The organism is Armatimonadota bacterium (genome assembly GCA_029907255.1).
In the GTDB taxonomy this organism is placed as follows: Bacteria; Armatimonadota; UBA5829; order DTJY01; family DTJY01; genus JAIMAU01.
Genome location: JARYMF010000001.1, coordinates 36,183 through 49,810 on the forward strand (window position 1 = coordinate 36,183; position 13,628 = coordinate 49,810).

14 protein-coding genes are annotated in these 13,628 nt (G+C 47.4%); 12 read left to right on the plus strand and 2 right to left on the minus strand.

All coding sequences use genetic code 11. The features are described 5' to 3' along the window. Positions 1 to 5 precede the first annotated feature (5 nt). The 3 genes from QHH26_00175 to QHH26_00185 all read left to right on the plus strand — a co-directional run bounded on the left by QHH26_00175 (position 6) and on the right by QHH26_00185 (position 2,840). Positions 6 to 779: a SigB/SigF/SigG family RNA polymerase sigma factor gene (locus QHH26_00175; protein MDH7480370.1), complete on the plus strand. Its 774-nt coding sequence runs from the start codon at positions 6 to 8 to the stop codon at positions 777 to 779. Positions 780 to 918: 139 nt separating this feature from the next. Further along, a complete protein-coding gene (locus QHH26_00180; protein MDH7480371.1) occupies positions 919 to 2,034 on the plus strand; it encodes an AI-2E family transporter in 1,116 nt (371 codons plus the stop codon). Between the two features lie 74 nt (positions 2,035 to 2,108). Continuing rightward, on the plus strand, positions 2,109 to 2,840 hold the full coding sequence (locus QHH26_00185) for a ZIP family metal transporter (GenBank protein MDH7480372.1): 732 nt from the start codon (positions 2,109 to 2,111) through the stop codon (positions 2,838 to 2,840). A 7-nt stretch (positions 2,841 to 2,847) separates the two neighbouring features. On the opposite strand, the gene QHH26_00190 is transcribed toward QHH26_00185, so the two are convergent. Beyond that, positions 2,848 to 4,410, minus strand: a complete 1,563-nt coding sequence (locus QHH26_00190; protein MDH7480373.1) for a glycerol-3-phosphate dehydrogenase/oxidase — start codon at positions 4,408 to 4,410, stop codon at positions 2,848 to 2,850. A gap of 327 nt (positions 4,411 to 4,737) precedes the next feature. Between QHH26_00190 and rpsB the strand changes: the two genes are divergently transcribed. From rpsB to QHH26_00235, 9 genes are all read left to right on the plus strand, one after another. Next, positions 4,738 to 5,631, plus strand: coding sequence for a 30S ribosomal protein S2 (gene rpsB / locus QHH26_00195; GenBank protein ID MDH7480374.1), 894 nt, complete (start codon positions 4,738 to 4,740; stop codon positions 5,629 to 5,631). A 10-nt stretch (positions 5,632 to 5,641) separates the two neighbouring features. Then, positions 5,642 to 6,241, plus strand: a complete 600-nt coding sequence (gene tsf, locus QHH26_00200) for a translation elongation factor Ts (protein ID MDH7480375.1) — start codon at positions 5,642 to 5,644, stop codon at positions 6,239 to 6,241. Positions 6,242 to 6,416: 175 nt separating this feature from the next. Next, positions 6,417 to 7,151 carry a UMP kinase gene (gene pyrH, locus QHH26_00205; GenBank protein MDH7480376.1) on the plus strand — a complete coding sequence of 245 codons (735 nt, stop codon included), beginning with the start codon at positions 6,417 to 6,419 and terminating at the stop codon, positions 7,149 to 7,151. Next, positions 7,148 to 7,705 carry a ribosome recycling factor gene (gene frr / locus QHH26_00210; protein ID MDH7480377.1) on the plus strand — a complete coding sequence of 186 codons (558 nt, stop codon included), beginning with the start codon at positions 7,148 to 7,150 and terminating at the stop codon, positions 7,703 to 7,705. Before pyrH ends, frr begins: the two co-directional genes overlap by 4 nt. Positions 7,706 to 7,754: 49 nt before the next feature. Beyond that, entirely contained in the window at positions 7,755 to 8,507 is a 753-nt protein-coding gene (locus QHH26_00215; protein MDH7480378.1) for an isoprenyl transferase, read from the plus strand. A gap of 7 nt (positions 8,508 to 8,514) precedes the next feature. Then, entirely contained in the window at positions 8,515 to 9,657 is a 1,143-nt protein-coding gene (locus QHH26_00220; GenBank protein ID MDH7480379.1) for a 1-deoxy-D-xylulose-5-phosphate reductoisomerase, read from the plus strand. Positions 9,658 to 9,672: 15 nt separating this feature from the next. After that, positions 9,673 to 10,743: a M50 family metallopeptidase gene (locus tag QHH26_00225; GenBank protein ID MDH7480380.1), complete on the plus strand. Its 1,071-nt coding sequence runs from the start codon at positions 9,673 to 9,675 to the stop codon at positions 10,741 to 10,743. Between the two features lie 8 nt (positions 10,744 to 10,751). Then, positions 10,752 to 11,825, plus strand: coding sequence for a flavodoxin-dependent (E)-4-hydroxy-3-methylbut-2-enyl-diphosphate synthase (ispG, locus tag QHH26_00230; protein ID MDH7480381.1), 1,074 nt, complete (start codon positions 10,752 to 10,754; stop codon positions 11,823 to 11,825). Positions 11,826 to 11,949: 124 nt separating this feature from the next. Continuing rightward, the gene (locus tag QHH26_00235) at positions 11,950 to 12,411 is read left to right on the plus strand and encodes an N-acetyltransferase (protein ID MDH7480382.1); all 462 of its coding nucleotides are present in this window, start codon (positions 11,950 to 11,952) and stop codon (positions 12,409 to 12,411) included. Positions 12,412 to 12,500: 89 nt separating this feature from the next. On the opposite strand, the gene cysK is transcribed toward QHH26_00235, so the two are convergent. Beyond that, positions 12,501 to 13,388, minus strand: a complete 888-nt coding sequence (cysK, locus tag QHH26_00240; protein ID MDH7480383.1) for a cysteine synthase A — start codon at positions 13,386 to 13,388, stop codon at positions 12,501 to 12,503. Between the last annotated feature and the right edge of the window lie 240 nt (positions 13,389 to 13,628).

Below are 13,628 nucleotides of genomic sequence, written 5' to 3' on the forward strand. Positions count from 1 at the left end.
ATAATATGGCTCCACGAAAGAAAAGCGAAGCCGCTATTCAAACGGACGACGATGCCGAGGCCCTTTTTGAAGAATATGCCCGCACAAGGGATCCTAAAATCCGCGATCGGCTGGTTTTGATGCACCAAAACCTGGTTCGGTTTCTGGCCGGGAAGTTTGTTAACCGAGGAGAGCCGATTGAGGACTTAGTCCAAGTGGGCACTATTGGGCTCATCAACGCTATTGACCGCTTTGACCCCAAGCGGGGCACGAAGTTCTCAACCTACGCCACTCCTACAATAGTCGGCGAAATTAGGCGTTACTTCCGCGACAAAGCTTGGAGTCTGAAAGTTCCGCGACGGCTCCAGGAGTTGAATCTGGCGGCGAACAAGGCGGCTGAAGAGCTATCACAAAAGTTGGGAAGACCGCCAACTATCCAGGAGATTGCGGAAGCAGTGAATGCTACTGAGCAAGAGACTCTTGAGGCAATCGAACTAGGAAACGCCTATGACGCAATCTCGCTTGATAGCAAGCTTGAGCATGAAAGCGATTCTTCGCCTCTTAGCTTGTCCGAGTTTGTAGGAGATATAGACGGTTCGCTTGACAACATCGAGAGATACGGAGACCTCAACCAGGCAATTGATTGTTTAGACCAGCGTGAGAAGTCCATTATTTACCTGAGATTCTTCAAAGATATGTCACAAACTGAGGTTGCCAAAAGGCTGAATATTTCACAGATGCACGTATCCCGTCTTCAGCAAAAAGCCCTAAAGCGGCTCAGGGAGCTTCTCGCCGATTAATATCCGTTTAATAGCGAGGATACAACCGCCACCTTTTGGGACTTCAATTCTTCCTTCTGAAGGACAACTCGGTTTGTTGACAATATATTTTCAAAGTAACTACTATTGGTGAAAGTTTACACTTGAATGGTGTATAACCATGAAAGCGTCGCCTTGGTACTATGTTTCGATAGTTCTTCTTATACTAGTTGTTATTGCTGCGTTGGTTCTCGCTGGTGCATTTTTGTTGGCTGTTCGCGGCGTTCTGCCGCCATTTATCATTGCATTTGTAATTGCCTGGTTGCTAGACCCTCTTCTTGGAAGGCTTCAGAAACATAAGGTGCCTAGAATTGCGGCAGTAGCTGGAGTCTATATCCTATTCCTTGCTCTTTTCGTTTTGGGGATACTTTTCATTGTGCCTATTATTGTTAAACAAGCCCAGGACTTAGCAAGAGACATCCCGCATCAATACGCTCGCTTTCAAGATTTTCTTACTGCATTTATGCAAAAACATCAGATTCTACTAGAAAGATTGCAGCTGCCAACAACTCTGCAAGAAGCTTTTAGCAGGTATAGCAGTCGGATTGCACCGATAACAAAGTCTGCAATTCAAGCTTTGAGTCATTGGTTGCTAGAAAACCTCTCGAAAGCAATATGGCTTATCTTAATACCGCTATCGGCATTTTATTTCTTAAACGATATGGAGCGTATACGGAGCAAGTCTGTGCTTATTGTGCCGAAACAATATCGGGTGCGAGTAATCGAAGTTGCTTCACGAGTCGGGCAGGTATTCAGTAGTTATGTTCGTGGATTAATAATCGTTTGTCTACTATACAGCATTGGTACAACCGTTATTCTAGCGGCTATAGGTCTTAAATATGGGATTATCCTTGGTCTTCTCGCAGGCGTACTATACGCTGTGCCATACGTAGGCGCCATCACCATAACATTGCTTGTATTTCTTGTGGGTTTGGCGACGTACCAGCAAGGAGCATTTGCGCATGCTGTTTTTGCAGGCGTTTTAATGGTGGCTTTAAATCAAACCTTCGATTTGGTAATCACACCGAGGATACTGGGGAAGTCAGTTGGACTACACCCTGTTCTTAGTCTAATGGCACTGGTAGCAGGTGGCCAACTATTTGGCATTGTGGGTATGATTCTTGCAGTTCCATTTGCGGCAAGCATTCAGGAAGTTGTTTTTGAATTCTTCCCGGAACTCAAAGACAAGGAAAGTAAGAAGCGCAAAGGCCATAAGAATAGCAAAAAGCAAGGCTAGTATTTCAACGAGCCTCTTTCTCCCCCTAGATTAGTAAAATTCCATTAAATGGGTAATACATTTGGGGAAGAATCATGTTAATCCAGCTTATTGCATACAGCACGACAGCAGGTCTCGCTACTCTTGCGGGGGCGATTGCGGTATTGGCAAGAGGGCCTCTGAGACGCAAAACCGTGGCTAGAATGATGGGTTTTGGCTCAGGGGTTCTTACTGGCGCCGCTTTTCTTCATCTCATCCCAAGTTCGGTGGAGCGGTCGCCAATTATCGCTGGAGCGGCAATGGTAATCAGCTTCTTAATTTTTATAGCAATTGAGCATGTGGTAGTCATCCGCGCGCACCCGCATGCAGCACATCATCCGATTGGTCGAGTGGAAGCTATTGGCATTGTGGGTTTTATAGCGTTGACTGTGCATAGCCTTGTGGATGGTGTGGCTATTGCTGCGGGTTTCCGTGTTTCCCACGAGTTGGGGTTGGCAGCGGCGGTTGCGGTAATTGCTCACGAAGTTCCGGAAGGTATAACCTCAGTATCCGTCTTCACGGCTGCAAATTACGCACGCAAGTTGACTCTTATCCTGTCTTCAATTGTTGCCTTGGCAACGCCAGGAGCTGCACTTGTGTCGTGGTTTTGGACGAGGGGGATTTCCCAAGAAGCGCTAGCATTTCTATTAGCATTTGCCGCAGGTTCGTTTATTTACGTCCCAGCCGCAGATATTCTACCTCGACTGCATGAAGAGCGAGATATTCCTTCGTTTCTTTATCTCCTGCTAGGTGTTACAATACCTGTGGTGCTTTTATTCTTAGAATAACAGATGTTTATTCGACAATGTATCCCTTTGCGATTTTCTCATACTCGGCTAACTGCTTTTTGCACCAGCTTTCGTCTCGCCCCAGCTCGGCAGCCATAATCTTAGCCACCGTTGGTGCCATCTCAACGCTGGTTCGTGCACCATGAAGCAATGCACGTGTCCTCCGAGAAAGTACATCTTCAACCGTTCGAGCCATTTCGTTTCTAACAGCCCAGACGATTTCTCCTATAAGATAAGGCATTTTAGGATGAATACGCTTCCCATACTCAGGTTTTTCATTAAGCAACGATTGAAGCGCTGGAGCGTCTGCCCCATAAATGCTTAGATTTCCGAAGCGTTCAGCATTCTTATGGAAGCCGTGAATTGGAAGACTGGCGGTAACACATTCTCTAGCTTCTAGGTTTCCCAGCAGGATGGCTTGGTCTACGACATCCTGCGCCATCTTTCTATAGGTTGTCCACTTGCCGCCCGCGATTGTGATTAGGCCTGATTGAGAGATATGTACAACATGGTCGCGTGATAGTGCAGCCGTACTTTCGACATCCGCTGAAGCCACTAGCGGCCGAATCCCTACAAAGACGCTTAGAACATCGCTTTCGTTTGGGTCCTTGCTTAAGTAGCGCGCAGCATGGCATAGCAGAAAGTCAATTTCTTCTTTAAAAGGCTTTGGCTCAACGGGAACATCATCAATCGGAGTGTCTGTAGTACCAATAACTACGGTATTGTGCCATGGAATGGCAAACATGACACGGCCGTCGTCGGTATGCGGTACCATAATTGCTGAGTCTCCAGGAAGGAATGATCTATCAAGAACAATATGCACGCCTTGACTTGGACTAATGATTGGTTTTGCTTCCGGATTGTCGAGCCGGCGAATTGTATCGGCAAAAGGGCCTGTGGCGTTAACAACTACCTTCCCACGAATCTCGAGGATTTCGCCGGTCTCAAGGTCCACAACCTTGATACCATCTACAACGCCATCTGATTTTAGAAGTCCTGTTACTTCTGCATAATTAACTAGGATTGCTCCCTGCTCGGCGGCTGTTTGTGCCATGTTTATGATAAGACGGGCATCGTCAAACTGTCCGTCGTAATAAATCACGCCTCCGCGAAGGCTTTTCGTTTCGATGGTAGGAATTCTAGCCAGAGTTTCGTCATGTGAGAGAAGGCGGGAACGCCCGAATCCCTGCCTGCCAGCCATAATATCGTAAACCTTAAGACCAAACCCATAGAATCCCCCTTCCCACCAATCATAACGTGGAACTACGAAAGGCAAGTCATGGACAAGGTGGGGGGCATTTTGTCTAAGGAGTCCTCGCTCACGAAGTGCTTCAAGAACCAAGGAGATGTTTCCTTGCTGAAGATACCGCACCCCGCCGTGGGCAAGCTTGGTGCTTCGACTTGACGTTCCTTTGCCAAAGTCGTACTTCTCTACGAGCACAGTGCGATAGCCTCGGGATGCTGCATCAATAGCAATCCCAATTCCAGTGGCTCCTCCTCCGATTACCACTATATCCCAACAATCAGGAAAGTTCTTGATTTGCTTAAGCATTTGACCGCGGTCTAACATATTCGCTTTCTCCCTTCTGAAATTATACAGACATCACAATCTGTGGTCTATATAAGAAGGAGGTTTTGTCTTGTCGAATGCTTAAAGAAAAAACAGAATGCTTGCTTTTCGATAGGAAGTTTGGAAGGCCTGTTGCAAACCGAGGAATTATGTTTGTATTATGCACTGCGATACTTGAAATTTCCAAAATTGCATGTTATACTAGTTTTCCATGACCTTAGGTCATGAAATTCGCACCCTTTTGGACCTCAGTCCGGGTGCCATTTTTATGTGGTCGGACCGAGGGTTGAAGAAAGGGGAGGCTTAAAACCGAAAGGAGAAAGGCAATTGAGTTCACTAACAATGAAAGAGCTCCTCGAGGCAGGAGTTCACTTTGGCCATCAGACCCGCAAATGGAACCCTAAGATGAAGCGGTATATCTATGGTGGCCGGAATGGAATCTACATCATCGATCTCCACCAAACTCTAAAGCTCTTCGAGGAAGCCAAGCAATTCATCCAAGAGGCCGTTGCGGCTGGCGAGATTGTGCTCTTCGTTGGCACAAAGAAGCAGGCACAAGAGGCAGTTGAAGAGTCGGCAAAGCGTGCTGGAATGTACTGGGTCAACCAGCGATGGTTGGGTGGTATGCTCACCAACTTCAAGACGATTCAGACAAGGATAGAGCGTCTAAATGAGTTAAAGAGGATGGCGGAGGATGGCACCCTCGACAAGCTTCCTAAGAAGGAGGCGAAAAAGCTAAGGGACGAATTGGCAAAGCTAGAGAAGTTTCTTGGCGGGATAAAGGAAATGCCAAAACTTCCTGGCGTTGTCTACATCGTCGACCTAAAAAAGGAGCGGATTGCACTTCAAGAAGCACGAAAGCTAGAGATTCCTGTGGTTGCAATTGTAGATACAAACTGCGACCCCGATGAAGTTACTTATCCAATACCTGGCAACGATGATGCTATTCGTGCAATCAAGCTAATCACCAGTAAGATAGCTGATGCCATCCTCGAAGTGCGACAAGTTGAGACCGAAGGCGAAGTGACAGAGGTCGAAGCGGCAGAGGAAGCCGAAGAAGTCGAGGAGCTGGAAGGTGAGGAGAAACCCGAAGCGTTAGCCGACGAGGATCTCGTGATGGCTTTCGAGATGGGAGAAGAAGCACTCGAAGAGGAAGAGATTGGTGATGCGGAAAGCATCGCACGAAAATACGGCATTGAGATAAAAGAAGAGGAAGAGTAGGTAGAATCTTATGACAATCTCGGCAGATAAAGTTAAGGAACTAAGAGAAAGAACCGGCGCTGGCATGATGGAGTGCAAGAGAGCGCTCGAAGAAGCTGGTGGCGATATGGAGCGAGCTGCAAACATCCTGCGCGAGAAAGGAGCGGCTACCCTTTCAAAGCGTGAAGCAAAAGCTACCACAGAAGGCACAATTGCTTGTTACGTTCACACTGGTGGAAAAATTGGTGTCTTAGTGGAGCTCGACTGCGAAACTGATTTCGTGGCCAAAACCGAAGAGTTTCAACAGCTCGCTCATGACATCGCAATGCAGATTGCTTGGAGTCAGCCAGAATACATCTCAAGGGAGGATATCCCACAAGAGCGTTTGGAACAGGAGCGTGAAATTCATAGGCAGTGGGCTTTGAACCAAGGCAAGCCTGAAGCGGCATTGCCGAAAATTATAGAAGGCCGAATGGAGAAGTTCTACGCTACTGTCGTACTTATGGACCAGCCGTTCATTAAGGATGAGACCAAAACAATCGCCGATCTAATTCATGAGAAAGTAGCAAAACTCAAGGAAAAGATCGTTGTTCGCAGGTTCGTCCGCTACCGGGTTGGCGAGCTGGGCTAGGAGATTCCATCCCTTTCCTCCAAGAGGGTCTGCAGGATAGGGAATAAGGTTTGCAAGGGGATTGGCAAGCCGTTGGCAGTTTGTTGGGGCACCATTGACATAAAGTCAATCCCATAGCTGGAGGAGCGTCAAAATCCTTTTCGGACTTCTTTTGGGGGAGGGGTGGCTTAAAAATATGGGTTCAAATAAACTCAGGTGGAAAAGAGTCCTGCTTAAGCTCAGCGGCGAGGCATTTGCTGGTGATAAGGGCCAAAGGGGCATCAACCCGCTAGTTGTAAAAAACCTGGCCGAGGAGATAAAGGCAGCTCACGAATTGGGAATTGAGATTGCTGTCGTTGTAGGTGGCGGCAATATTATACGCGGCGGCAAAGCTTCGGAGAACGGAGTTGACCGCGCAACAGCCGACTATATGGGTATGCTTGCCACCGTGATAAACGCTTTGGCATTGCAAGAAGCATTAGAAAAGATTGGCATCATGACGCGCGTTCAGACAGCAATCGAAATGCGCTCTGTCGCCGAGCCGTTTATTCGGCGAAGGGCAGTGCGTCACCTGGAGAAAGGTCGTGTCGTTATCTTTGCGGCAGGCACGGGAAATCCATTTTTTACAACAGATACAGCAGCTGCCTTGAGGGCTCTCGAAATACATGCCGACGTAGTTTTGAAGGCAACCGACGTTGATGGCGTTTATGACCGAGATCCTAATGTCTGTCCAGACGCGAAAAAATACGAATCAATAGATTTTATGGAAGCCATCAATCGGGGACTTGGCATTATGGACCTTACAGCTTTCACGTTGTGTAAGGAGAATAATCTTCCAATAGTTGTATTTGACATTACAAAACCGGGAAGCATTAAAAAGGCAGCTATGGGTGAACCGATTGGAACGTATGTCGGGAGGGTAAAGTCATGATTCAAGATGTGGAGAAGGAAGCCGAAAAGAAGATGATTGGGGCAGTCGAAGCTGCCCAACGTGAATTTGCTACTATTCGCACGGGGAGAGCTAATCCAGCTCTTCTCGAGAGGGTAACAGTGGATTACTATGGAACACCAATGCCGGTCAACCAGCTAGCCACAATTTCCGTGCCGGAGCCGAGGCTTCTCGTGATCTCACCTTGGGATAGAAACGCTCTTCCGCTTATAGAAAAGGCAATTATCAAGTCGGACCTAGGGTTGACGCCGGTTAGCGATGGGCACGTAATAAGACTTAATATCCCTATTTTGACCGAGGAGCGTCGCAAGGAAATGATAAGACTTCTGCACAAAAAGGCTGAGGAAGCGCGTGTGGCCGTGCGAAATGTTAGAAGGGAGGCTAACGAGGAGCTCAAAAAGTTGGAAAAAAGCGGCCAAGCATCTGAGGACGATGTTCGGCGTGCCCAAGAATACATTCAAAAGCTTACTGATAAGTATATCGAACAGATAGACCGCATTACCGAAGCAAAAGAAGCCGAGTTAATGGAAGTTTAGAGTTCCTTCACTTTTCATCACTCACTTACTTCGTCAGGGGTTAACGCATTTGACTGAAACCGAACGAGTTATGCAGCAGATGGGCATTACTCTAGATCCCCACCGTATGCCCCAACATATTGCAATCATTATGGATGGGAATGGCCGCTGGGCGACTCAACGCGGCTTGCCTCGTACCATGGGCCATAAAGAAGGCTATAAGACGGTAAATGAGATTGTTCGCGCCTGCGGTGAGCTCAAGATAAAAGCCCTGACCTTATATACTTTCTCAACCGAGAATTGGAACCGGCCCAAGGAGGAGACAGAAGTTATAATGCAGCTCATCGAAATGGCTGCAAGGGCGGAGCTTCAAACCTTATTGGAAAACAACGTCCGCTTGAAGGTTTCAGGACGATTTTCAGGTTTGCCGGAATCCCTTCAGGAAGCACTCAGAACAGACATAGAAGCAACAAAAAATAACACGGGATTGATACTCAATCTTGCAATCAACTATGGCGGCCGACAGGAGATACTTGACGCAGTTAAAGAGGCATGTCGGCAAGTACGCGATGGCAGAATCGCACCGGAGGATATCACAGAGGACTACTTTTCAAACTTGCTATACACCGCCGGTTTGCCAGACCCCGACCTTTTGATTCGAACAGCCAATGAGCTTCGCGTCAGTAATTATCTGTTATGGCAGATTGCCTACGCAGAGATATGGGTAACTCCAACTCTCTGGCCTGACTTCCGACGGGAAGACCTCATTCGAGCGATTGCAGATTATCAAAAAAGGATTCGTAAGTTTGGAGGAGTGGTATAGAACCATTGTGAAAAACCTTGCTCTCCTTGGTTCAACAGGCTCAATTGGAAGGCAGGTGCTGGACGTAGTTTCGCGGCTCCCCGACCGGCTTAAAGTTGTTTCTATAGCTGCGAACAGAAATGTTGAACTTCTTGCCGACCAAGTGCGAAAGTTCGAACCTTCTGTTGTTTCGGTTGGCACCGAGGAACATGCTCGCCAATTGAGCGATTTGTTAGGAAATGCCAAGCCTCCAGCGATTTACAGCGGTGCGAAAGGTCTTGAGACAGTAGCAACCCACCCAGAGGCTGATATTGCTGTCATAGCGGTTGCCGGGGCGGTGGGACTTGCACCTACAATTGCTGCTATTCTAGCAGGGAAGCATATTGCGCTTGCAAGCAAGGAGGTGCTTGTTGCCGCAGGGAGCTTGGTCACAAAACTTGCTGAAGAGAAGGGCATCCAAATCCTGCCCATTGATAGCGAGCATTCAGCAATATTTCAATGCCTCCAAGGTCAAGATAGAAGCAAACTCAGAAAGCTAATTCTAACAGCGTCGGGCGGTGCTTTTGCTAAGTATCCCATCGAGCAATTGCAAACGGTCAGTATTCAGGAAGCATTAGCGCATCCCACATGGAGCATGGGACGCAAAATTACTATAGATTCTGCAACGCTTATGAACAAGGGGCTGGAAATAATCGAAGCCCGATGGCTTTTCGGTGTAGACCCCTCCCGAATTGAGGTTGTTATTCATCCGCAAAGTATAGTACACTCAATGGTGGAGTTCGAAGACGGTTCGGTGCTTGCGCAAATGGGTATTCCAGACATGCGGCTTCCAATTCAGTATGCTCTCCTATACCCAGAACGCATTGACACCGGTCTTCCCAGGCTCGACATTACGGCTCAGGGTTTACTCACATTCGAAAGACCCGACCCAGCGCGCTATCCTGCGCTTGAGCTTGCGTATAGGGCTGCCGAGCAGGGTGGCACAATGCCAGCCGTGATGAATGCGGCGAATGAAGTGGCAGTAGGATTATTCCTAGAGGGAAAGATTGGTTTCCTTGATATAGAACGAAAAGTCCGTCGTGTCATGGAAAAACACAAACCTATTTATGACCCTGACCTTGCCCAAATACTTGAAGCAGACTCATGGGCAAGGATTACAGCAGCAGAATAATGGAGGAGTATTCTCGTGCAAACAAGCATAGACTGGGTGGCTTTTGGCCAGACCAGCTTAGCATTAATAGTTATAATTGGCGCGCTCATCTTCTTTCACGAGTTAGGGCATTTTGCCGCGGCAAAATTGTTCAGAATTAGAGTGGAAGAGTTTGCGTTTGGCTTTGGCCCAAAGTTTATCCGTATTTTTAAGCGTGGCGAAACTGAATACACGATTCACCCCATACCGCTTGGCGGGTTTGTTAAGTTAGCCGGAATGGAACCTGGCAAGGAGGATATCCCCGGTGGGTTCAATAGCAAGCCAGTTGGCCAAAGGATGCTCGTTTATTTCTCGGGACCACTTATGAGTTTTGTCCTTGCATATCTCATCTTTTGCATGCTGGGCGTGGTGATTGGCCTGCCCACCGGAATAATTAACAAAGTAGACCTCGTCGCACCGGGAAGCGAGGCAGAACGAATAGGGCTGAAAACTGGGGATTTGATAGTCAGCATCAATGGCGAGAAAATAGACTCGGGCATGGAAATGCTAAAGATAATCCACGGCAGCCCGAATAAGCGTTTAACACTTGTTATCCAACGCGACGGTAAGCTGTTAACCAAAGTAGGGACCCCTCAACCTCAAATGCAGGAGGGTAGCAAGAAGATTGGCATTTTAGGATTCCTGCCGGCGCCGGTGCTCAAGCGGGTTAGTATTGGCGAGTCAGTTGTATATGGAACAAAAACGACAAAAGTATTCTTAACAAACATTCTCGCTTCAATATTCAGCCGTGAAATTGCAGATTCGGTTGGTGGGCCGATTTCTATTGCGGATGCCGCGAGAACTGGCGTTGAGCGGGGATTGAATGGCCTTCTCCAGCTAACGGCTGTGCTCAGCCTTAGTTTGGGCATAATTAACTTACTTCCAATCCCTGTCCTTGATGGAGGACATTTAATGCTGTTGCTCGTGGAAGCAATCAGGGGTAAGCGGATTTCCCAAGCTACCATGGAGCTTGCTATAAGGATCGGGATTACAACAATAGCCATTATTTTTCTTTTAATCATGTACCTGGATCTAAATCGGTTGGCTTCCAATAAGCTTTTCCGCTAGGTGATGGGATGCGCGAGCGGCGTTTGACAAGACAAGTTCGCGTTGGGAATCTGCTAATCGGCGGAGGCGCACCGATTTCTGTCCAGTCGATGACTAACACCCCCACTGCTGATGTCGCAGCAACAGTTTCTCAGATTCATGAACTTGAAAAAGCAGGCTGCGATTTAGTTCGCGTTGCTGTCCCTGACGAGCAAGCCGCAAAAGCCTTGCGGAAAATCAAACAGCGTATTAATATTCCTCTAGTCGCCGACATTCACTTTGACTACCGATTGGCTCTTGAAGCTATCGAACAAGGAGTGGATAAACTACGCCTGAATCCTGGAAACATCACTGATCCCGAGAAGATAAAAATTATAGTTGACCGTGCTCGAGAACGTAAAATTCCAATTCGCGTTGGGGTAAACGCTGGTTCACTTGATCGCAAACGTTATGGGCCTCCGACGCCAGAGGCTCTAGTGCAAAGTGCCTTGGATGAAATTGAGCTTTTAGAATCGCGAGGCTTTTCAGATATTGTTGTCTCGCTAAAATCGTTCGACGTGCCGACTACAATAAAAGCCTATGAGATAATTTCGGAAAAAGTAGACTACCCACTTCATCTTGGCGTTACCGAGGCAGGACTTTTTAGCCAGGGAGTAGTTCGTTCAGCAGTGGCTATTGGTGCGCTTCTTGTAGAGGGAATTGGGGATACTCTCAGAGTCTCACTTACTGCTGAGCCGGTCGAAGAGGTGAAGGTGGGAATAGAAATCCTCAAGGCGCTAAATCTGCGTGAGCATGGATTTACGTTAATTTCATGCCCAACATGCGCTAGATGTGGAATTGACCTTATAGACATGGTAATGGAAGTAGAGCGGCGGCTTAGCGAGATGAAGGACCTACCTCCGCTGAAGGTGGCAGTTATGGGGTGCGTGGTAAATGGCCCTGGCGAGGCGCGGGATGCAGATGTTGGACTTGCAGGTGCGCGCGATGGAGGCGTTATTTTCACCGAGGGCCGTGCGATAAGAAAAGTGTCCAGCGAGCATATGGTAGATGAACTAATAAAGGAAGTTCAAAATCTCGCAGAGCGTCGAAAACATAGCCAATAAGACAGTGGGCCAAGTATCAAATCCAGCCACAATTGTTTGTTATAGTAAATAACGACGGAACCTCAGCGCTTTGCCTGATAAAATAAATTATTATTTTTAAAGGTTAAAAGATTAGAGGCATAAAATGGAGATAAGGAAGGCCAAAATAGGCGACGTGCCAGAGATGCAAAGATTGATTAACTTTTTTGCTGAGCAAGGTGACCTTCTCCCTAGGTCACTCAATCAGCTCTATGAAAATATCCGAGACTTTTTTGTTCTTGAGGAAGACGGGCAGGTTATGGGTACTTGTGCACTTCATGTCAACTGGGAGGATTTAGCGGAGGTAAAGTCGCTTACTGTTGACAAGAAGGTTCAAGGAAAAGGATTTGGCAAAGAGCTTGTTCAAGCCTGCCTAAATGAAGCTAGGGAATTGGGTATATCTCGTGTATTTGCATTGACCTTCAGGCCCGAGTTTTTTATAAAGCTCGGCTTTCGCTTAATTGATAAATCCGAGTTGCCACATAAAGTTTGGAATGAATGTATCAATTGCGTGAAGTTCCCAAATTGCGGCGAGGTAGCGGTAATTTACGAACTTGGAGAAAGCTAGCAGATAAAAGCACAGTATGCCAAAAAGTAAAATGCCTTCTGCATAGAGATAAAGTGTGCGCGGAATCTACCCTCAGGTTTGGCTAGCAACTAAAGGAGTGCAGTGCTGAAATAACGTTCGGCTCTGTCGGGAAGCACTGTTGCAATATTTCCTTTTATCTTTTTAGCCAATTCTCTTGCCGCCCAGACATTAGCACCCGAAGAGATACCTACAAGAAGTCCAAAATCGCGGCTTAGCTCCCTGGTGGTTTCAATAGCGTCATCGTCGCTAACCTCTACAACTTCGTCTATCAAAGAAACGTCAAGTACACCTGGAATAAACCCATCGCCGATGCCTTGTATCTGATGAAGGCCAGGTTCATGGCCAAGGAGTGCCGACACGTTTTTCGGTTCGACAGCGACAATACGTACATCCGGCTTGTGTTCTCTTAGAAACTTACCGACGCCTTGGAGTGTTCCGCCGCTTCCGACGCCTGCAACGAAGCAAGCGATGTCACCGCTCATCTGCCTCCAAAGTTCACGCGCCGTTTCCTCGTAGTGCACACGAGGGTTGTCAGGATTTTCAAACTGCTGAGGTACATATATCCTCGGGTCTTCAGCTGCTAGCTGTTCAACCCGACGAACCGCGCCTGCAATGCCCTCATTGTCTGGTGTTAAGATTAGCTCTGCGCCAAGAGCTTTGATGAGCTTTTTGCGTTCTTCGCTCATACCCTCGGGCATAACAATCCGCACTTGATAGCCCTTAAGCCGGCCAACTAGCGCTATCCCTATGCCTGTGTTGCCGGAGGTTGGCTCCATAATAATCGAGTCAGACTTCAGCTTCCCATCGCGCTCGGCGCCTTCAATCATAGCAAGGGCGACGCGATCTTTTATGCTACCACCGGGATTGAGGAACTCCGCCTTTGCGTATACATTTTCGCCCTTAAGCTGAATAAGCGGAGTATTGCCAATTAAATCAAGTATGTTGTCGGTTTTCATGCTCGTTACCTGGCAAGCTCAGCTGTTACAATCATCTTACAACAGCAGAGCATTGCAGTCAAGGTAAAATAGAATTCTCAATTCCCAGTGTAGCATGGAAGTTTGAAAAAGAGGAAGGGTTGTAAAAGGCACATAATTTCAAGAAAGGAGCTTTGTCATAGGGGCTGAAATACTTAGTATTAAGCGTAGATAGCAGAATATCTAGAGTTGGTAGTTTTGCAGTAAGCCAGCCTTTTAGAT

Excerpts from the sequence above, each read along its gene's own strand:
- QHH26_00175 (MDH7480370.1), top strand. The coding sequence starts at position 6 with ATGGCTCCACGAAAGAAAAGCGAAGCCGCTATTCAAACGGACGACGAT.
- QHH26_00180 (MDH7480371.1), top strand. The coding sequence starts at position 919 with ATGAAAGCGTCGCCTTGGTACTATGTTTCGATAGTTCTTCTTATACTA.
- QHH26_00185 (MDH7480372.1), top strand. The coding sequence starts at position 2,109 with ATGTTAATCCAGCTTATTGCATACAGCACGACAGCAGGTCTCGCTACT.
- QHH26_00190 (MDH7480373.1), bottom strand. The coding sequence starts at position 4,410 with ATGTTAGACCGCGGTCAAATGCTTAAGCAAATCAAGAACTTTCCTGAT.
- tsf (MDH7480375.1), top strand. The coding sequence starts at position 5,642 with ATGACAATCTCGGCAGATAAAGTTAAGGAACTAAGAGAAAGAACCGGC.
- pyrH (MDH7480376.1), top strand. The coding sequence starts at position 6,417 with ATGGGTTCAAATAAACTCAGGTGGAAAAGAGTCCTGCTTAAGCTCAGC.
- frr (MDH7480377.1), top strand. The coding sequence starts at position 7,148 with ATGATTCAAGATGTGGAGAAGGAAGCCGAAAAGAAGATGATTGGGGCA.
- ispG (MDH7480381.1), top strand. The coding sequence starts at position 10,752 with ATGCGCGAGCGGCGTTTGACAAGACAAGTTCGCGTTGGGAATCTGCTA.
- QHH26_00235 (MDH7480382.1), top strand. The coding sequence starts at position 11,950 with ATGGAGATAAGGAAGGCCAAAATAGGCGACGTGCCAGAGATGCAAAGA.
- cysK (MDH7480383.1), bottom strand. The coding sequence starts at position 13,388 with ATGAAAACCGACAACATACTTGATTTAATTGGCAATACTCCGCTTATT.